At 65.7% G+C, this 19,684-nt stretch carries 19 protein-coding genes; 10 read left to right on the forward strand and 9 right to left on the reverse strand.

What is annotated here, in order from left to right:
- The first annotated feature begins 3 nt into the window (after nt 1–3).
- Entirely contained in the window at nt 4–1,767 is a 1,764-nt protein-coding gene (locus AC0QDI_RS16975) for an ATP synthase subunit A (protein ID WP_474670261.1), read from the forward strand.
- 3 nt (nt 1,768–1,770) lie between these two features.
- Nucleotides 1,771–3,183, forward strand: coding sequence for an ATP synthase subunit B (locus AC0QDI_RS16980; protein ID WP_474670263.1), 1,413 nt, complete (start codon nt 1,771–1,773; stop codon nt 3,181–3,183).
- 62 nt (nt 3,184–3,245) lie between these two features.
- Here the strand turns inward: AC0QDI_RS16980 and AC0QDI_RS16985 are convergent, their stop codons facing one another.
- Entirely contained in the window at nt 3,246–4,130 is an 885-nt protein-coding gene (locus tag AC0QDI_RS16985; RefSeq protein ID WP_474670265.1) for a PH domain-containing protein, read from the reverse strand.
- Between the two features lie 90 nt (nt 4,131–4,220).
- Here AC0QDI_RS16985 and AC0QDI_RS16990 point away from each other — a divergent pair, with 90 nt between their 5' ends.
- The 5 genes from AC0QDI_RS16990 to AC0QDI_RS17010 all read left to right on the forward strand — a co-directional run bounded on the left by AC0QDI_RS16990 (nt 4,221) and on the right by AC0QDI_RS17010 (nt 10,076).
- Nucleotides 4,221–5,834, forward strand: coding sequence for a long-chain-fatty-acid--CoA ligase (locus tag AC0QDI_RS16990; protein WP_474670267.1), 1,614 nt, complete (start codon nt 4,221–4,223; stop codon nt 5,832–5,834).
- Nucleotides 5,835–5,955: 121 nt separating this feature from the next.
- Entirely contained in the window at nt 5,956–7,101 is a 1,146-nt protein-coding gene (locus tag AC0QDI_RS16995) for an extracellular solute-binding protein (protein WP_474670269.1), read from the forward strand.
- Nucleotides 7,102–7,107: 6 nt separating this feature from the next.
- Nucleotides 7,108–8,031, forward strand: a complete 924-nt coding sequence (locus AC0QDI_RS17000; protein ID WP_474670271.1) for an ABC transporter permease — start codon at nt 7,108–7,110, stop codon at nt 8,029–8,031.
- A 1-nt stretch (nt 8,032) separates the two neighbouring features.
- The gene (locus tag AC0QDI_RS17005) at nt 8,033–8,980 is read left to right on the forward strand and encodes an ABC transporter permease (protein ID WP_474670273.1); all 948 of its coding nucleotides are present in this window, start codon (nt 8,033–8,035) and stop codon (nt 8,978–8,980) included.
- 82 nt (nt 8,981–9,062) lie between these two features.
- Nucleotides 9,063–10,076, forward strand: a complete 1,014-nt coding sequence (locus AC0QDI_RS17010) for an ABC transporter ATP-binding protein (protein WP_474670275.1) — start codon at nt 9,063–9,065, stop codon at nt 10,074–10,076.
- A 36-nt stretch (nt 10,077–10,112) separates the two neighbouring features.
- Here the strand turns inward: AC0QDI_RS17010 and AC0QDI_RS17015 are convergent, their stop codons facing one another.
- Nucleotides 10,113–10,394 (reverse strand): DUF8143 family protein, encoded by a 282-nt coding sequence (locus AC0QDI_RS17015; protein WP_474670277.1) that lies wholly within the window; start codon nt 10,392–10,394, stop codon nt 10,113–10,115.
- 64 nt (nt 10,395–10,458) lie between these two features.
- Between AC0QDI_RS17015 and AC0QDI_RS17020 the strand changes: the two genes are divergently transcribed.
- Together AC0QDI_RS17020 and AC0QDI_RS17025 are read left to right on the forward strand one after the other, a co-directional pair.
- A complete protein-coding gene (locus AC0QDI_RS17020; protein ID WP_474670279.1) occupies nt 10,459–10,662 on the forward strand; it encodes a zinc ribbon domain-containing protein in 204 nt (67 codons plus the stop codon).
- Nucleotides 10,663–10,758: 96 nt separating this feature from the next.
- Entirely contained in the window at nt 10,759–11,499 is a 741-nt protein-coding gene (locus tag AC0QDI_RS17025; RefSeq protein WP_474670281.1) for a V-type ATP synthase subunit D, read from the forward strand.
- Between the two features lie 268 nt (nt 11,500–11,767).
- Here the strand turns inward: AC0QDI_RS17025 and AC0QDI_RS17030 are convergent, their stop codons facing one another.
- The 6 genes from AC0QDI_RS17030 to truA form a co-directional block, all read right to left on the reverse strand.
- Nucleotides 11,768–12,163, reverse strand: a complete 396-nt coding sequence (locus AC0QDI_RS17030; protein WP_098725374.1) for a DUF5811 family protein — start codon at nt 12,161–12,163, stop codon at nt 11,768–11,770.
- Between the two features lie 54 nt (nt 12,164–12,217).
- The gene (locus tag AC0QDI_RS17035; RefSeq protein ID WP_474670284.1) at nt 12,218–12,703 is read right to left on the reverse strand and encodes a pyruvoyl-dependent arginine decarboxylase; all 486 of its coding nucleotides are present in this window, start codon (nt 12,701–12,703) and stop codon (nt 12,218–12,220) included.
- A 270-nt stretch (nt 12,704–12,973) separates the two neighbouring features.
- Entirely contained in the window at nt 12,974–14,206 is a 1,233-nt protein-coding gene (gene pan2 / locus AC0QDI_RS17040) for a proteasome-activating nucleotidase Pan2 (RefSeq protein ID WP_474670286.1), read from the reverse strand.
- Nucleotides 14,207–14,327: 121 nt separating this feature from the next.
- Nucleotides 14,328–16,121: an oligoendopeptidase F gene (gene pepF / locus AC0QDI_RS17045; protein ID WP_474670288.1), complete on the reverse strand. Its 1,794-nt coding sequence runs from the start codon at nt 16,119–16,121 to the stop codon at nt 14,328–14,330.
- A gap of 54 nt (nt 16,122–16,175) precedes the next feature.
- Nucleotides 16,176–16,412: a hypothetical protein gene (locus AC0QDI_RS17050; RefSeq protein ID WP_474670290.1), complete on the reverse strand. Its 237-nt coding sequence runs from the start codon at nt 16,410–16,412 to the stop codon at nt 16,176–16,178.
- A 92-nt stretch (nt 16,413–16,504) separates the two neighbouring features.
- Nucleotides 16,505–17,350 carry a tRNA pseudouridine(38-40) synthase TruA gene (gene truA, locus AC0QDI_RS17055; protein WP_474670292.1) on the reverse strand — a complete coding sequence of 282 codons (846 nt, stop codon included), beginning with the start codon at nt 17,348–17,350 and terminating at the stop codon, nt 16,505–16,507.
- Nucleotides 17,351–17,567: 217 nt separating this feature from the next.
- On the opposite strand from truA, the gene AC0QDI_RS17060 reads away from it, so the two are divergent.
- The gene (locus AC0QDI_RS17060) at nt 17,568–18,677 is read left to right on the forward strand and encodes a family 43 glycosylhydrolase (protein ID WP_474670294.1); all 1,110 of its coding nucleotides are present in this window, start codon (nt 17,568–17,570) and stop codon (nt 18,675–18,677) included.
- Between the two features lie 137 nt (nt 18,678–18,814).
- Here AC0QDI_RS17060 and AC0QDI_RS17065 read toward each other — a convergent pair whose 3' ends face one another.
- Nucleotides 18,815–19,336 (reverse strand): hypothetical protein, encoded by a 522-nt coding sequence (locus AC0QDI_RS17065; RefSeq protein WP_474670296.1) that lies wholly within the window; start codon nt 19,334–19,336, stop codon nt 18,815–18,817.
- Nucleotides 19,337–19,684 lie beyond the last annotated feature (348 nt).

The following is a 19,684-nucleotide window of genomic DNA, read 5'->3' on the forward strand; positions in this document are numbered from 1 at the left end:
ACTATGAGCCAGGCAGAAGACATCGAATCCGTCGACGAAGACGGTGTAATCGAAAGCGTGAGCGGTCCCGTCGTGACCGCCACGGACCTCGACGCCCGGATGAACGACGTCGTCTACGTCGGCGACGAAGGACTGATGGGCGAGGTCATCGAAATCGAAGGGAACCTGACCACAATTCAGGTGTACGAGGAAACCTCCGGCGTCGGCCCGGGCGAACCCGTCCAGAACACGGGCGAGCCGCTGAGCGTCGACCTCGGACCCGGCATGCTGGACTCCATCTACGACGGCGTCCAGCGCCCGCTGGACGTCCTCGAGGAGAAGATGGGGACGGCATTTCTCGACCGCGGGGTCGACGCTCCCGGAATCGACCTCGAGAAGCAGTGGGAGTTCACCCCCGAGGTCGAGGAAGGAGACTCGGTCGAGCCCGGCGACATCGTCGGGGTCGTCGAGGAGACCGTCACCATCGACCACAAGGTCATGGTCCCGCCGGACTACGAGGGCGGCGAAGTCACCGGCATCGAGCACGGCGAATTCAACGTCGAGGAGACCGTCGTCGAGCTCTCGAGCGGCGAGGAGATCCAGATGCACCAGGAGTGGCCGGTCCGCGAAGCTCGGCCGGCCGGTGACAAGGAGACGCCGACCGAGCCGCTGGTGACGGGCCAGCGCGTCCAGGACGGCCTCTTCCCGCTCGCGAAGGGCGGGACGGCGGCGATTCCCGGTCCGTTCGGTTCCGGGAAGACCGTCACGCAGCAGCAACTCGCCAAGTGGTCCGACGCGGACATCGTCGTCTACATCGGCTGTGGCGAGCGCGGCAACGAGATGACCGAGGTCATCGAGGACTTCCCGGAACTGCCCGACCCGCAGACCGGGAACCCGCTGATGGCCCGGACCTGTCTCATCGCCAACACGTCGAATATGCCCGTCGCAGCCCGCGAGTCCTGTATCTACACGGGAATCACGATCGCGGAGTACTACCGCGACATGGGCTACGACGTCGCGCTGATGGCCGACTCCACCTCGCGGTGGGCCGAGGCCATGCGGGAGATCTCGAGCCGACTCGAGGAGATGCCCGGCGAGGAGGGGTATCCCGCATACCTGGCGGCTGCGCTCTCGGAGTTCTACGAGCGCGCCGGCAAGTTCCAGCTGATGAACGGCGGCGAAGGGTCGATTTCGGTGGTCGGTGCAGTGTCGCCGCCGGGCGGCGACTTCTCCGAGCCGGTCACCCAGAACACGCTGCGTATCGTCAAGACGTTCTGGGCGCTGGACGCCGACCTCGCGGAGCGTCGGCACTTCCCCTCGATCAACTGGAACGAGTCCTACTCGCTGTACAAGGACCAGCTCGACCCGTGGTGGGAGAGCAACGTCGCCGGCGACTGGTCGGACACCCGCCAGTGGGCGGTCGACGTGTTAGACGAGGAGGACGAACTCCAGGAGATCGTCCAGCTCGTCGGCAAGGACGCGCTGCCGGAGGACCAGCAGCTCACGATGGAGGTCGCACGCTACATTCGTGAAGCCTGGCTTCAGCAGAACGCGCTCCACGACGTCGACACCTACTGCGAACCCGAGAAGACCTACCGGATGCTCGAGGCCATCAAGACGTTCAACGACGAGGCCTTCGAGGCGCTCGAAGCGGGCGTCCCGGTCGAGGAGATTCAGGACGTCGACGCCGCGCCGCAGCTCAACCGGATGGGCACGGCCGAGGAGTGGAACGAGTTCATCGACGACATCGAGAGCGACCTCGCAGACCAACTGCGCGCACTGTATTAAACAATGAAAGAGTACCAGACTATCACGGAAATCAGCGGTCCGCTGGTGTTCGCCGAGGTCGACGAACCGGTCGGCTACGACGAGATCGTCGAGATCGAGACCGAGGACGGGCGAACGCTGCGCGGCCAGGTGCTGGAATCGAGTCAGGGAATCGTCTCGATCCAGGTGTTCGAAGGAACGGGCGGTATCGACCGCAACGCCTCCGTTCGCTTCCTGGGCGAGACGATGAAGATGCCCGTCACCGAGGATCTGCTCGGGCGGGTGCTCGACGGCTCCGGCAACCCGATCGACGGCGGTCCGGAGATCGTCCCCGAGGAACGGCACGACATCGTCGGCGAAGCGATCAACCCCTACTCCCGGGAGTACCCCGAGGAGTTCATCCAGACCGGCGTCTCCGCCATCGACGGCATGAACACGCTGGTCCGAGGCCAGAAGCTGCCGATCTTCTCGGCGTCGGGACTGCCCCACAACGAACTGGCGCTGCAGATCGCCCGTCAGGCGACGGTGCCGGAAGAAGACGAAGAGGGCGAGGGCTCCGAGTTCGCCGTCGTCTTCGGTGCGATGGGGATCACCGCCGAAGAGGCGAACGAGTTCATGGACGACTTCGAGCGCACCGGCGCGCTCGAGCGCTCGGTCGTCTTCATGAACCTCGCGGACGATCCCGCAGTCGAGCGGCAGGTCACGCCGCGACTCGCGCTCACCACGGCCGAGTACCTGGCCTTCGAGAAGGATTACCACGTGCTCGTCATCCTGACGGACATGACCAACTACTGTGAGGCGCTGCGAGAGATCGGTGCCGCACGCGAGGAGGTCCCGGGCCGGCGTGGCTACCCCGGATACATGTACACCGACCTGGCGCAGCTCTACGAGCGCGCGGGTCGAATCGAAGGCAAGGAGGGGTCGGTCACGCAGATTCCGATCCTGACGATGCCCGGCGACGACGACACGCACCCGATCCCGGACCTGACCGGCTACATCACCGAGGGCCAGATCATGATGGATCGGGACCTCAACAGTCAGGGGATCGAGCCGCCGGTCAACGTCCTGCCCAGCCTGTCGCGGCTGATGGACGACGGGATCGGCGAGGGACTCACTCGAGAGGACCACGGCGACGTCTCCGACCAGATGTACGCCGCCTACGCGGAGGGTGAGGACCTGCGCGACCTCGTGAACATCGTCGGTCGCGAGGCGCTGTCCGAGCGGGACAACAAGTTCCTCGACTTCGCCGACCGCTTCGAGTCGGAGTTCGTCCAGCAGGGGTACGACACCAACCGCTCGATCGACGAGACGCTCGAGGTCGGCTGGGACCTGCTGTCGGACCTGCCCAAAGAGGCGCTCAACCGGATCGACGAGGACCTCATCGCGGAGCACTACCGCGAAGACGAGTCTGAGGCAGCCGAAGTAACCGCCGACTGAAGTAGTCGAGACCGCACTGTTTTTTGGCCGTGGGTCGCCCTTTTGCGAGAGTTATCTGTCGTTCACGCGCAGTCGAGACCGGCACGGTTTCGGCGCTGTTCGATCGCCGCGCGTACTCCCTCGGGGTCGTCGATCGCCGAGCGATCACACCGGAGATCGATCCACGGTCGCTCGAGGACGAGGTTCTCGTCGGTCAGCGATACGCTCCCGATGTCGGTCCAGGGAACCAGCCGCGTTCCGGTCGGCCCCGCGGCGACCAGCCCCGCCTCGTGGATGCGGAGTTCGCGGGCGGTCCGCGCCCCGCCCAGATCCACGTCCAGCCGATCGAGCCGTCCGCTCGCCTCGAGTCCCTGAACGAGAAAGAGGAGACCGAGCAGGAACCACTGCACGGTGAAAAAGCTGATTTCCCGAGTGACGAAACCGAGCGCGAAGTAGCAGGTAGCGAACGCGTACAGACACAGCGCCCGGTTGGGCGAGTGCCACCGCCAGGCCGCGACCGGGTCGTCGGGGGTGATCGCCGCCACGTACCGCGTCCGAGCCATCGTGGCGACGACGGCCGCGCCGAACAGCGCGGCGGCCGTTGCCAGACCGCTCGCGAGTGCGAGCGCGATCGGTATGGATGGCAGAAAGACCGCCGCGAGCGCTGACCCCGCGAACGCGACCGCGGGGACGAACCACGCGGCCGTCAGCCGGCGGCTGCGACCCGTTCGCTCGGGCAGTCCGTCGGCCCTCGCCCCGAGGGCACTGCCGACCACGAGTCCGATCGAGAGGGTCGTCGGGACGGTGGCGACGAGGACGCCGCTCGAGGCGTTCAAGGCGACGCCGGCGACGAGGGCCGCGCCGGTCAGGACCGCGGCGAGGTAGACGCCGATCCCGATCCGGAAGCCGGTGTCGGGGGAGTCGAAATCGTCGGGGAGCGAGACGTCGCGGGCGACCGTCGGAAACACGAGCCAGAGTACGGAACGAGAGGTGATAAAATGTCACTGTATGCGACAAACCGAAACAACCGTATGCTCCGCCGGTGAATCGTGGTATGTATGCACAAACCACTGCTCGTCCCGGAGTTCTTAGACCGGGCGCGGACGCACTACGGCGACGACGAGGCGGTGGTCGCCACCACGGGCGAACGGTTCACGTACGACGAACTCGGCGAACGCGCCGATCGATTTGCGGCGGCGCTCCAAGAGCGCGGGATCGAGAAGGGCGACCGCGTCGCCGTGCTCGATCCGAACACGCACTACCACCTCGAGGCGGCATACGGAATCATGCAGCTCGGGGCAGTCCATACCCCGCTGAACTACCGGCTCACGCCCGACGACTTCGAGTACATCCTGTCGGACGCGGGCGTCGACGCGATCTACGCCGACTACGATTTCGCCGACAGGGTCGAGCAAATCCGCGACGAGGTGCCGACGGAGACCTTTATTACGAACGATCCGACCGAAGTGGAAGGAGAGTGGGAACGGTTCGACGGCGTGCTCGAGGACGCGGGCACCGAGTACGACCGGCCCGAGATGGCGGAAGACGAGATCATCACGATCAACTACACCTCGGGGACGACGGGCGATCCGAAGGGGGTCTGCCGGACCCATCGCTGCGAGACGATTCACGCCTACCTGCTGGTGGCCCATCAGGAGATCACCGACGACGACACCTACCTGTGGACGCTGCCGATGTTCCACGCGAACGGCTGGGGCCACATCTTCGCGGTGACGGGGATCGGCGCGACCCACGTCTGCACGCGCGGGATCGACGCCGGGGAGATCTTCGAGACCGTCCGATCGGAAGACGTCTCCTACATGTGCGGCGCGCCGACGGTGCTGAACATGCTGGTCGACTACTACGGAGAGAACGAACCCGAAACGACGGGGGAGAGGGAAGTCAGACTGGCGACCGCCGGCAGCGCGCCGCCGGAGGCGACCATCCGAACCGTCGAGGACGAGTTCGGCTGGTACCTGAAACACGTCTACGGCGCGACCGAGACGGGGCCGCTGATCACCACCTCCGACGCCCGCCGGCGCTTCGACGACGACAGCGACGACCGGTTCCGAATCAAGAAGCGGCAGGGGCTGGCCTACCTGGGAACCGAAATTCGGGTGGTCGACGAGGACGGAACCGACGTCCCGCGCGACGACGAGACGCTCGGCGAGGTCGTCGTCCGGGGCAACCAGATCATGGAGAAGTACTGGGAGAAGCCCGAAGCGACCGAGGAGGCCTTTACCGATCGCGTCGAGGGCTACTATCACACGGGCGACCTCGCGACGATCGACGAGAACGGGCTGATCGCGATTCAGGACCGCAAGAAGGACATCATCATTTCGGGCGGGGAGAACATCTCGAGCATCGAACTCGAGGACGCGCTGTTCGACCACCCCGAGGTGTCGGACGTGGCCGTGATTCCGGCACCGAGCGACGAGTGGGGCGAGACGCCGAAGGCGTTCGTCGTGCCCTCGAGCGGCGACCCGGACGATCCGGGCGTAACGGAGGGGGATCTCGAGGCCTTTACTCGCGAGAATCTCGCGGGCTACAAAGTGGTCCACAGGATTGAGTTCGTCGAAGAACTACCGACGACGGCGACGGGAAAGGTCCAGAAGTACGAACTTCGACAGGAAGAGTGGGAGGACGAAGAGCGGATGGTTGGACAGGGGTGACGAGCGAGGCCGGCGACCAGATAGGGATCGGACCCGACCACTCCGTGTCGCTACGGCGCCCTATATAGGTCAGTATCCCGAACATAGCAACGAATTAGTAGGTTTTGGCGGATTCTCGAGTATGTCCGACCCGACAGGGACGACGCGACGAAAAGTGCTTTCGAGTGGGGTTGCCGCCGGGACCGTCGCGGTCGCGGGCTGCCTGAGCGATCTCACCGGCGGGGGGAGCGGCGAGACCTACACCGTCGGCCACGGCGAGTACGAGACCGAGATCGACTCCTCGTCGTTCCCCAACGAACTACAAATCTACTGCGTCCAGACCGGCTGGTCGAACTGGGGGGCCGTCATGGAGGCCTTCGAAGAGGAGTACGACCTCCCGCTGTACGACGCGCAGGGCTCCTCCGGCGAGGCCCTCGAGGACATGCGAGCCAACGCCCGGAACCCGACCCACTCGGCGTACAACGGCGGCTATTCGTTCGGCCTCGAGGCGATGAACGACGACCTGACGACCGATTACAAGCCGGCCAACTGGGATGTCGTTCCCGGCGATCTGAAGACCGACGACGGCCACGTGACCGCGACTCGACAGATGACGACCGCGGTGACCTACCGGGCCGACATCTACGAGGAGCGGGGACTGGACGCCCCCGAAACGTGGGAGGACCTGAAACACCCCGACATCGCGCAGGATCTTGCCTTCACGCCGCCCCACACCGCCAACGGGCAGGCCTCCGCGCTGTCGGTCAACCGGGCCTACGGCGGCGATCTGGGTAACCTCGACCCGGTCATCGAGTACCACGAGGCGATCGCCGACCACGGCGCGGACTTCCGGCGCAACGTCGAGGGGCCGATGACCGCCGGCGAGATCTCGACCGTCGTCGAGTACGACTACACCGGACTGAACCTCAAGTACAACAACGACGAGTTCGACGAGGACCAGATCGAGGTCGCGATCCTCCCCGGTCCGGACGGCGAGCCGGGCGCGATGAACGTCCCCTACGGCTACGCCCTCCTGCGGAACGCGCCCAATCCCGAGGCGGCGAAGCTGTTCATGGACTACGTGTTGACCGAGGACTGTCAGAAGCTGTTCTTCGACGCCTACGTCCGCCCGATCCGAGCGAACGACCTCGACCAGCCCGACGAGTTCCCGGACCAGTCGTCCTACGAGGCGGCCGGATTCACCGTCGATCAGGAGACGCTCGTCGAGAACCAGACCGATATTCAGGAGGAACTCGTCGATCGAACCCCGCTGCAGGGAGCCCAGTGATCGCGGATGTCAGTCCGGAAATCGGCGACGTCGTCGGTCCGTCGAGTCGCGACGCTCGCGTCGACGACCGCCCGTCCGACGACCGAACGCGAGCGCGAACGCCGGCGGATCGCAGTCCTCTGCCTCCCGTTTTTCGCGCTCGCGGTCGTGGCAGGCTTCGTCCCGCTGGCGATGCTCGTCCGGATCAGCCTCGCGGAGGACACGATCTGGATGGAGGGGTGGTCGCTCGAGGCCTGGGAGACGCTCGCGACGACCTCGGAGTACCGGCGTGTCGCCTGGAACACGCTGTGGTTCGTCGGACTGGCGACGGCCGTCAGCGTCGCGCTCGGCGTCGCGGTCGCACACGTCCTCGAGAAATACGACCTGCCCGCCGAGCGGCTCGTCGTCGCGGCGGTGTCGTTTCCCATCGCACTGCCAGGGATCATCGTTGCGTACCTGGTCATCGTTCTGCTGGGCCGACAGGGGCTGGTAACGAACGCGGTCGCCGTCGCGACGGGCGGGGCACCGCTCGAGCTCGCGAGCGCGACCGCGATCATCGGCCTCTTTCTCGGGTTCGTCTACTCGTTGCTCCCGCGGGCGACCATGGTGTTGCGCGGGACCTACGCGGAGATCAACACGCAGGCCGAAGAGGCGGCACGCGCGCTCGGCGCGAGCCGGTGGCAGACGTTCTATCACGTCACGTTCCCCGAGATCCGCCCGGGGATCGTCGCGGCCGTGATTCTCACGTTCCGCTCCGGGCTCGCGATCTTCGGGACCGTGTTGATTCTGCAGAGCCACCGGGTGATCACCCTCCAGATACACAACGAGATGAGCGTCGGCTCGTACAACCCGGACGTTGCGGCCGCGATCGGGCTCGTCTACGTGGTCTTTATCGTCGCGTTCACGTTCGTTGGGCTGCGGTTCGTCGAAAACGATGCGGTGGAGATCTGAGATGACCGGGCCCACGGAATCGGACGAGAACGGCGATCGCCCGGCGTCGACGTCCGGGGCGGCACGCGCTGATCCGCGCCCGGACGGAGGCACAACCGGGACAGCCGGCAACGAGGGGTGGTTGCGATCGAGAACGGCGCTGTCGACGGCAGTCGGCCGTCCGGTTCTAATGGGCGTCGTCACTATCGTCGTCGCGTTCCTGACCGTTCCGGTCCTAGTCACGTTCGGTTCGTCGTTCGCACAGTCGGCGGCCGGCGTCGTCCCGCGGGGGTTCGTGACGCTCGAGCACTGGCGACAGGTACTCGGCTTCGGCGAGCACGGCGTGCGAGCGAACGCGATCCCCGGACTCGCATTCAGCCTCGCGGTCGCGACCGGCGGCATGGTCCTGAACGTGATCATCGGCGTCCCGGTCGCGTACGCGCTCGCGCGGTACGACTTCTTCGCGCGGAACTGGGTCAACACGTTCGCGATCCTGCCGCTCGTGCCGGGGCTGATCCTCGGAATCGCGTTCGTGCAGACCTATCCGGAACACGGCCGCTCGGCGCTGGGGCTGATCGTCGGCTACTGTCTCCTCAAGTCGCCGTACATGGTCCTGACGGTCCAAAGCTCGTTTCAATCGATGGATCTGGTCCGCCTCGAGGAGAGCGCCCGATCGCTGGGTGCCTCGTGGCCGCGGGCGTTTCTGACGATCATCGTCCCCCACGCCAAACGGGGGATCGTCGCCGGCTGTATTATCACCTGGACGCTCGCGGCCGCGGAGTTTAACTTCACGTACATGGTCGCGAGCGGAAGCCCGGATCCGTTCGCGATCTTCCTCTACCGAAACATCTCGAACGCCACGCACCTCCAGTCTGCGGCGGCCGTCTCGGTCTACTTCGTGATCGTCGTCGCCGCGATACTCGTCCTCCAACTGCTTGGCAACAGAGGGTTTTCGACCGCACAACGATGACACCGAAATATACTGTCGACCGAAAACCGAATCGAATCGCTCACCGACCTCGGCTCGCGGCGGCAGCCGGAGGTGGCCGGCCGTGAGCGACGTTACCCTCGAGTCGCTCACGAAGGCCTACGGCGACGAGGTGGCCGTCGACGGGATCGACCTGACGATCCGGGACGGCGAGATCCTCGGGATCGTCGGCCCCTCGGGCTGCGGGAAGACGACGACGCTGCGGACCATCGCCGGCTTCGAGACGCCGACGCAGGGCAGAGTACTGTTCGACGGGGTCGACGTGACACACGTCCCACCCGAAGAGCGAACCGTCGGGCTGGTCTTCCAGTCTTACGCTCTGTTCGACACCATGACCGTCCGCGAGAACGTCGCGTTCGGACCGAAGATGCAGGGCGTCCCGAAAGCCGAGCGCCGTGAGCGCGCCGACGAACTGCTCGCCATGCTCGACATCGCCGAGTTGGCCGACCGGCGGCCGACGACGCTGTCGGGCGGCCAGCAACAGCGGGTCGGCCTCGCGCGGGCGCTCGCGATCGAACCGCACGTCCTCCTGCTTGACGAGCCGATGACGGGGTTAGACGCCGAACTCAAGACCCGACTGCGCGACGAGATCGGCGACCTGCTGGCCGACCTCGAGGTGACCGCGCTCTACGTCACCCACGATCAGGAAGAGGCGATGGCGATGTGCGATCGGATCGCGGTGCTGGCGGACGGCACGCTCGAGCAGGTGGGACCGCCCGCGGAGATCTATCGCCGGCCCGCCAACCCTTTCGTCGCGAACTTCGTCGGGAGTTCGACCCTCCTCGAGGGCGTTGCCGAGAACGGCCACGTCGATCTGGGCTTTGCCGAACTGCCCGTGGCGGCCGAGACGAACGGCTCGGTGCGGGTCGCGGCCCGGCCCGCCGCCTTCGAACTCGGCGAGGGACCGATCGAGGCCGACGTGACCGACGTGACGTATCTCGGGGACCGAACCCAGCTCACGGCGACGCTGCCCGACGATACGACCGTGACGCTACACGCCGACGGGATCGACGGCTATCGGGTCGGCGAATCGATCCCGCTCTCCATCGACGAGCAGCGGGTCCACATCCTCGAGTAGGCGGTGTCGCGAGACCCCGTCGAAAAGAAATAACGGTCACCCGTCGCGCTCGCTCCGATCGAATCCAGGGGATCGATCGGATCGATCCTGCTCGTCGTCCCGAACACGACCGTCTGCAACCGTGCGACGGCCGTCGACCGAGCGACTCCGGTCGCGGGCCGAACGCGACGGCTCTCGACCGCCGCGTTCTTTCGCGATCCGTTCCGCTTCCCGCCGGTCCACGACGGTCGGATCCGACGTTTCTCGACTGATCGCCAGCCACAGGACGAGCGGGATTACGAGGGAGACGAGGAGCAAGATCACGACGACGGCGGCCATGGCTCGGTCGATACTCGAGGGGCCGGGCACAAAAGATTTGTGAGATGACACGAATGGGGCACGTATGCGAGACGACGATCGCGGCTGTCCGAAGTGTGGCCACACAGAGACGGAGATCGACAAGGTTTCGACGACCGGGAGCGGCCTCTCGAAGCTCCTCGACGTCCAGAACCGTCGGTTTCACGTCGTGAGCTGTACGAGTTGCGGCTATTCGGAACTCTACAAGGGCCAGTCGTCGGGCGACATGGTCGATCTGTTTCTCGGGTAGCCCGACCCTCGCGGTCGAGTTCCCGCCGTTCGGCGGCGAGCGGTGCGCGGAAAACTGTAAACAGTTATCCGACTGGGGGCGCTAGCCCCCCACAAGATGGCCAACGACGTCAAGCCCACTCGCAAGAACTTGATGGCGATCGAGGATCGCATCGAGCTCTCCGAGCGGGGCCACGGCACGCTCGAGAAGAAACGCGACGGGCTGATCATGGAGTTCATGGACATTCTGGACAAGGCCCAGGACGTTCGCGGCGACCTCGCCGACGACTACCAGGCCGCTCAGAAGAAGATCAACATGGCCCGGGCGATGGAAGGCGACGTCGCGGTCCGCGGTGCCGCCGCGGCGCTGCAGGAACACCCCGAGATCACCACCGAATCCAAAAACATCATGGGCGTCGTCGTGCCCCAGATCGAGTCTTCCAAAGTCACCAAGAGCCTCGATCAGCGCGGCTACGGGATCATGGGCACCTCCGCCCGCATCGACGAGGCCGCCGAAGCCTACGAGGACCTGCTGCAGAGCATCATCCTCGCCGCCGAGGTCGAAACGGCGATGAAGAAGATGCTCCGAGAGATCGAGACCACCAAGCGCCGCGTCAACGCCCTCGAGTTCAAGCTCCTGCCGGAACTATACGACAATCAGGAGTACATCGAGCAGAAACTCGAGGAGCAAGAACGCGAGGAGACGTTCCGCCTGAAGAAGATCAAGGAGAAGAAGGAAGCCGAAGAGAAAGCGGAGCGAGAGGCCGAGGCGGAGGCCGAAGAAGCCGAGGAGAAACGGGACGAACTCGAGGAGATTCAGCCGGACACCGCCGCGCAGTCCCCGACGAGCACGCAGTAAGGAGTCAGGCGCGCTCGCTATCTCGCTTCGCTGATCGAACTGCGTTGTTCCCGTGAGATCGACCTCGAGTGCCGACGCCGGCTCGAGCAGCCGGGCTATAGTAGCCACTGAAACGAATCACACACTGATCGCAACGCCATCGTCCGATCAGGTGTGCATTGACGTTCAGTGGCTACTATAGTGCTCGAATCGACGCGTCGAAAAGCGGGTCGTGGTCGCCGCCGATCGATCGAGGCGATCGGGCGCGGAAACGCGACGGCGGGCCCGGCTACTTGCCGGTCGGCCGCACGTTGTTGCTGATCGCCTGTTTCACCTGTAGCGCCGCGCTCGCGGCCAGTCCGCGGGCGACTTCGTCGCGTTCGTCCGCGGTGATGACCTCCTCGGGGGCCGCCTCCTCGAGGTCGGGCGTGAAGCCCGCGCTGACCGCGTGACCGACCGGCGGTCGGACGGCGACGGTGACCTGCGGGCCGGTCATCCCGGTCGAGACGTCGGCGTCGACGACGTATTCGTTCGGAAGGAACTCGCGCGTTCGGGCCGCGATCCGCGAGACGTCGCGGTGGAGCAGTCGTTTCTGTGCGCTCGAGAGATCAGGAACGTCCGCCGCTGCACGCTGCCCAGCACCAGTCTCGCCCGGTAGCCCTGCGTACGGCGTATTTCCGTTCATGAGAAGTGTGTACCCGTAGCAATGCGCCGCCGGGCCAAAAGGGTTCGCTTTGGGTCAATCCGAGAGGATCGGCTCGCTGTCGCCGTACACTGCGAGGACGACCGCCGTCGTGTGCCGACCCGAATCGGCCTGCCGACTCTCGACGGCGACCTGCGGGTCCGCGAACTGCCAGTCGCGAAGCTCCTGTCCCGCAGCCAGTCCCTCGCGAACCCGGCGTTCGACGTCTGACCGGTCCGTCTCGCCCGCGGTTTCGTAGAACAAGCCCGGACCGCCGTCGACCGATTGCGACCACGCGAGCGCGGCGCTCACGCGCCCTGGGCCGGCGGTGGTGGCTCGAGCCTCGACGACGGTCAAACGGTCCCCCGCGGGGCCGAGATCGGGGGCGGTACCGACGGCCTCGACGTGCGTCTCGGCGGGAATGACGGAGGAGACGGAGACGAGATTGTAGTTCTCGACGCCGGCCTCGGCGAGGGCCGCGTCGTAGGACGCCATCGCCGTGGGAGCCGACGCGGCCCCCCAGACGACTCGAATCGTGCTCATACTCGCGTTCGGGGACGAGCGGCGTAAGGCATTGCGATCTAAACTCGGAGACACGATCGTGCAGTGGCCGCGAGCGGAGCCCGAAGAACTGAGGGTTCCGCGAACCGGGGGAGGGCAGGCTGTTTACTAATACGCACCGCGAGTGAGCGAAGCGAACGAGCGGGACGACGACCGATGTGAGTGACTGAAAGGAACGAACGGAGGAGTGCTTTTAATCGAATTTTTGCCGAGGGCGGGGCTTCGCCGCGCCCGCAGAGCAAAACTTCGTGCTTACTGGTAGAAGTAACCAGCCGACGAAATCACGTCGCTCGAGTCGTCTTTCTCGATCTTCTCCAAGGCGTCGGCGAAGTCCTGATGGCTGACCTCGTCGCGGTCGTTGCGGATGGCGAACATGCCGGCCTCGGTGGCAAGGCTCTCGATATCCGCGCCGGAGTAGCCGTCGGTGTCGGCTGCCAGGTCGGCGAAGTCGATGTCGTCGGCGACGTTCATGCCGCGGGTGTGGATCGCGAGGATCTGCTCGCGGCCCTCCTCGCTTGGTTCGGGGACCTCGATGAGGCGGTCGAACCGGCCGGGGCGGAGAATGGCGCGGTCGAGCATGTCGAAGCGGTTGGTGGCCGCGATGATGCGGATCTCGCCGCGGGCCTCGAAGCCGTCCATCTCCGAGAGGAGCTGCATCATCGTCCGTTGGACCTCGGCGTCGCCGGAGGTCTTGGACTCCGTTCGGCGAGTCGCGATGGCGTCGATCTCGTCGATGAAGATGATGGCGGGTTCGCGCTCGCGGGCCATCTCGAAGAGGTCGCGAACGAGCCGGGAGCCCTCGCCGATGAACTTGCGGACGAGCTCCGAGCCGGCCATCTTGATGAAGGTGGCGTCGGTCTCGTTGGCGACGGCCTTGGCGAGCATCGTCTTGCCCGTCCCCGGCGGCCCGTAGAGGAGCACGCCGCTGGGCGGATCGATCCCGACCTCGTCGAACAGCTCGGGTTCGGCGAGGGGCTGTTCGACGGCTTCGCGGACTTCGCGGACCTGCTCGTCGATGCCGCCGATGTCCGCGTAGGTGACCTCGGGCTTCTCGGTGATCTCCATCGACTGGGCGCGCGCGTCGGTCTCGGTGTTCAACACCGTCTGAATCGCGAAGGAGTCGTTGACGGCGACGCGGTCGCCCGGCGCGACGCTATCGACGATCCGAGCGGAGACGTCCGTGAGCACCTCCTGGTTGTTGCCGTGCTGTTTGACGATGACCTGCTCGTCGTCGAGGACGTCCTCGACGGTGGCGATGTACAGCGACGAGCTCTTCAGCGTCTCGTTCTCGCGTTCGACGCGGTCGACTTTCTCCCGGAGGCGTTCGCGGCGGTCCTCGGCGTCGTCGAGCTGGGCCGACAGCTTGTCGTTGACGTCGACGAGCTCTTCGTAGTGCCCGCGAAGCGCCTCGAGCCGCTCGTCGTCGGGGAGATCGGCGTCGATATCGCGGTGAGGTCGGTCGGGAATAGACGGGCTTCGAGACATCCTGATATACGCCGTTAAGATAGCGACAGTAAATGTGCCTTTGGGTCCCGGAGGAATTTCTGTCGGATAGCAGTACAGTTGGCCCGGCTATGGCAAGCTATCGGGGGAAGCGCAGCGCCGATCACTCGAGCAGCGACTCGAACTCCTCGAGGCGCCGGCCGTAGGTCTCGAGCGCGCGCTCGATCGGGTCCGAGGAACTCATGTCGACGCCGGCGATCCGCAGGAGTTCAAGCGGGTACTCCCGGGAACCGCGGCGGAGGAACTCGAGGTAGTCCTCGGCGGCGGACTGGCCGTTCTCGAGGACGTCGTCGACGATCGCGAGCGCGGCGGAGATGCCGGTCGAGTACTGGTAGACGTAGAAGGCCCGGTAGAAGTGCGGGATGCGCATCCACTCGGTGGCGATGCGGTCGTCGACCACGGCGGGTTCGTAGTAGTCCTCCTTCAGTCCGCGATAGACCTCGTCCAGTCGATCGGCGGTCAACGGCTCGCCCGCCTCCTCGAGGCGGTGGGTTTCGTGTTCGAACTCCGCGAACAGCGTCTGGCGGTAGAGCGTCGATCGGACCCGCTCGAGGAACTCGTTGAGGACGTGTTTCCGGAACTCGGGATCGTCGACGGTCTCGAGGAGGTGGTTGGTCAGCAGGGCCTCGTTGACCGTGCTGGCGACCTCGGCGACGAAGATCTCGTAGTTCGAGTAGATGAAGGGCTGTTCCTCCTTCGTGAGTTCGGAGTGCATCGAGTGGCCGAGTTCGTGGGCCAGCGTGTACATCGAGGAGATGTCGCGCTGATAGTTCAGGAGGATGAAGGGCTGCGTGTCGTAGGTACCTCCCGAATACGCACCGGATTGCTTCCCTTCGTTCTCGTAGACGTCGACCCACTGGGAGTCGAGCCCCTCGGCGACGCGGGTCTGGTACTCCTCGCCCAGCGGCGCGAGCGCGTCGACGACGTACTCGGTCGCCCGATCGTACTCGAGGTCCGGGCCCTCGTCGCCCGTCAGGGGCATGTAGAGGTCCCACATCTGCAGGTCGTCGACGCCCAGCGCTCGCTGTTTGAGTTCGGCGTGGTGGTGGAGCTTGTCGAGGTTGTCGTGGACGGTATCGACGAGCGTGTCGTAGACCTCGACGGGGACGTTCGGGCCGTCGAGGGCGGCTTCGCGCGCCGTGTCGTAGTTGCGCGCTCGAGCGGTCTTGACGTCGGCTTTGACGCTGTTCTTGTAGGACGCGGCGACCGCGTTCCGGACCGACGCCCACTCGTCGAAGTAGCCCTCGTAGACCCGCCGGCGAAAGTCGCGGTCGGGTCGCTTGAGCAGATTAGTGAAGTTGCTCTGGGTGATCTCGATCGCTTCCCCCTCGGGATCCTCCACTGTCGGGAACCCCATATCGGCGTTCGAGAGCATGGTGTACACCTCGCCAGTCGCGCCCATCACTTCGCCGAGATCGGCCAACAGCGCCTCGACTTCGGCCGAGCGGGTGTGGGGTTTCATCCGGAGGACGTCGTCGACGTAGTGGTCGTAGGTCTCGAGGCCGCGCTCGGCCTCGACCATCGACTCGAACTCCTCGCGGGTCAGCTCCTGAATTTCGGGATCGATGAAGGAGGCCGCGGACTGGGCGTCGGCGGCCAGCGACTGCGATCGGGCCGTCAACGCCTGGTACTCCTGATTCGTCGTGTCCTCGTCGCGGCGCATGCGGGCGTAAGCCGCGACCGTCGATACCTCGCGCATGATCTCGTCGCGCAACTCGAGTACCTCGAAGAGGGTGTCAGCGTCGTCGGTGACCCGCCCCTCGTAGGTCTCGAGGTCGTCGACGCGTTCGGCGACCGCCTCGTAGGCGGACTCCCAGTCGTCGTCGGTCGCGTAGATGCTCTCGAGGTCCCAGGTATATTCCTCGTCGACCTCGGAGCGCTCGGGGACGGAACTCATACCCCGAATTTTGAAACGGAGGAGGTAAAGGGTATCGGACGCTCTCGCGGACGCCTACGTTTCCGCGTCGACCGCGGTCTGGACGACTCGAGCGACGCCGAGCATCGCGAGGTACGTTCCGACGAGGGCGAGCAAGACGAGCAAGACGACGCCCAGAACGGACGCCCCCGCTTCGGGATGGGTCCGCAACGGTGACGTGAAACGGAGGCCGAAGAAGAGGACGAGGACGCCGGCGGCGACGCGAATCGACGCGCGCCAGTAGGCACCGTACTCCTCGGGCGAGAGTTCCATGCGCCGACGTGTGTCCGCGGCCGTGAAAAACGCTCGTACACCGTCGAGCGACGGCCGGTGATCCGGCCGCTCACCGCTCGACTACCGCACCGTCACTGCATCCCATCTGCGACCTGCCCCGCCACTCGAGCCCCGGTCCGCCGGTCGATTCGGCGACGCTCGAACACCGCTCGAGCGCTCTCGGCCGCCGCGTCGTCGGTCTCGAACTCGAGGTCGGGGTAGTCGACTGCGGTCAGCACGAGCGGCTCCGGCGGCGCGGGTGCGATTCCCTCGTGGCCGGGCAACGGGTCGGGCTCGAGGACGCGGTCGATTTTCTCGAGCGGGGCGTCGCCGGCACCGACGTCGCGAGCCAGCGACACGAGTCGACGGACGAGTTCGCGCGCGAAGCCGCTCGCGCTGACCGTGACGACGAGGTACGCGCCGTCTCGGGCCGCCTCGAGCGACGGCGAGCGCTCGGTGTCGTGGTCGTCCGGCGTCAGGTTGTGGAAATCGTGGGCACCCGAGAGGGCTTCGCACGCCGCTCGGAACCGCTCGTCGTCGAGTGAGCGATCGGGCGCACCGGCGTTCGACGGCGGCGTCCGCGGTGCATACAGGTGATAGGTGTACACTCGGCGATTCGCGTGGTGTGTCGCGTGGAACCCCGCCGGCGCGTCGGCTGCCGCCCACGCTCGCACGTCCGCCGGAAGTTCGGCGTTCAGCGCCCGCGGCGCGAGCCAGTCCGGGGCCTCGAGCGCGATCGTCTGGGCGAGCGCGGAGACGCCCGCGTCGGTTCGGCCGGCAGCGGCGTAGCCCGCGGGTTTGGCGGCGTCGGGGGCGAGGACCTCGAGCGCGCGGAGCGCGTCGAAGATCGCGTCCTCGACGGTTCGGACGTCGGGCTGGCGCTGAAAGCCGTGATAGCCCGTGCCGTCGTAAGCGATTCTGAACGCGCGGAGTGGCATTCGGTCTCGAGTCGATCCAGCGCGGCCAGCGTGTTATAGGGTTCGCTGTGGGGACGACGGCCCGTCGCTCGAGGCGGCGGTCGGTGACCGTTGTGTGGAACGTGGTGACTGGGAGAGACGGAGTGATCCGGACGAGCGCCCGAACCCGACGCCATTTATTTGGGCTCAGATGAACGAAACGAAACTCTTGGTCGCGGGTTGCGTGTGTCGTGCCAGCGTGCTCGATACTCACGACCAGACGGAGACGGAGCGGCGAAGCGTCCTGAAAGCGATCGGCGCCGGCGCGCTCGCGACTACGGGGACAGTTGCGACGAGCGGATCCGCGGGTGCCGACGCCAGTTCGACCCAGTATCACAACCCGGTCGGTCCGATCGGATTCGGTGACGTGACCGCGATTCAGGCCGACGACGGGACCTACTACGTCTACGGGACCGAGACGCCGAACGACGTCGTCCCGATAGCGACCTCGGACGATCTGGTGAACTGGACGTACGTCGGTTCGGCGCTCGACAGCTACCCCGACTGGCGCGACGATCCCGACGCGGGCGTCTGGGCGCCCGATATCAACTACTACGACGGCCAGTACTACCTCTACTACTCCTACTCGACGTGGGGGAGTCAGAACAATCCGGGAATCGGCCTCGCGACCGCGGACTCGCCGGCCGGTCCGTTCGAGGATCAGGGACCGGTGTTCAGGGCCGAGGATCTCGGCATGACCAACTGCATCGATTCGGAGTTCCGCGTCGTCGACGGCACCCCGTACCTCGTGTGGGGGAGCTGGTACGGGATCCACGGCGTCGAACTCACCGGCAACGGCACGGATTACGTTCCGGGAACGACGTTCCACCTCGCCGGTGACAAACGCGAGGGCGGAATGATCGTCCGCGAGAACGGCTACTACTACCTGTTCTACTCGACCGGCCACTGCTGTGAGGGCGCCGACAGCACCTACGAGGTCGAGGTCGGCCGCTCCGAGTCGTTCTTCGGTCCCTACCACAATCAGAACGGGACCGACCTGCGCGACCTGAACGAGCACCACAGCGGCGTGTCGGTCCTCTCCGGGACGGACGAGTTCATCGGTCCCGGCCACAACACCGCGATCCGGGACGAGAACGGCGACTGGTGGATGCTCTACCACGTCGAGGCCACGGCGAACCGGGAAGACCGCACGATGATGCTCGATCGAATCCAGTGGGAAAACGACTGGCCGGTCGTCGCGTGCGACGGAACGCCGAGTACGCAGAGCCCGATGCCCGGCAGCGGGAGCTACGACTGCGATACCACTGACGGTGGCGATGACTGTTCGATCTGGTGTACCCTGCGATAGCGACTCACTGCCGGCCACGCGCGGTGCCGGCGTCCGGCGCTCGCCGGTCTGCGCTCTCAGCCGCGATCCGTCGGCTCCCCCTGCTGAACGGGTCCATCGTCGCAGACGGGTCGAGTCGCGGAGACACCGCGGGCGGCCTACAGTTCGTCGTCGGGATCGAACCGGTCGTGATCGGGGTCGTGGACGTCGAACTCGTCGGTTCCCGATTCGACGATATCGGAGTCGTCGAGGTCGAAGGCGTCGGTCTCGAGCGCCGAGCCGTCGGCGCTGATGGCCCCGTCCTGGACCTCGATGGTGACGCCGTCGTCGTCCGAGGACATCCCCAGTAACTGCCCCGTCGCCGACTCCACTTCCTGATTGACCGACCAGACGAAGCGCAGGACGGACTCGATTTCGGTCCCGATCTCGCGGACGCCGTTCTGACGGGAGAGTTCGCCCAGACTCCGTGCGCCCTCGGGGTGAAGGTACTGGATCGGATGATCGGTCGGCACCTCGCGGAGGTCGACGTCGAACGACCAGATGTAGGGAAGGGCCTGCAGGGCGTAGCCCTGCGGTTTCGGCGCTCGTCGGCCTGCTGCGCTCAGCGCGATGGTCTTCGCCGTCGATTCGCCGTCGGTGTCGAAGTAGACGCCCGGAACGCGCGGAATGGATACTCGCATACTCGTGGCAGGGCGGTAGGACGGGTGAGTCCACACCCGGCACACCCAACCACGTTTTACGCAAAGCGAGGCCGACGCCGGAGAGACTGATAGGGAGCGTCCTAGCCAATCGGGCGGTTCGTGATTCTCGACTCGGTCGTATCTCTCGGTCCCGCATTCCGATTCTCTGAACGTCTCCGAGACTCCCTGTGAGATCGCCGACCGATCCGCGACTCGCATTCGTGACGATCGCTCCGCCCCACTCGAGTGTGTCGGGTGCCGTCCGATACGAGAGTAGTCACTGAAAGGGTCGACATGCTGACCACATCGCTGTCATGTGAGCAGGTGTGGTACGTGCAGTGACCACGA

The sequence above is a fragment of the Natrinema sp. LJW11 genome, assembly GCF_056135975.1.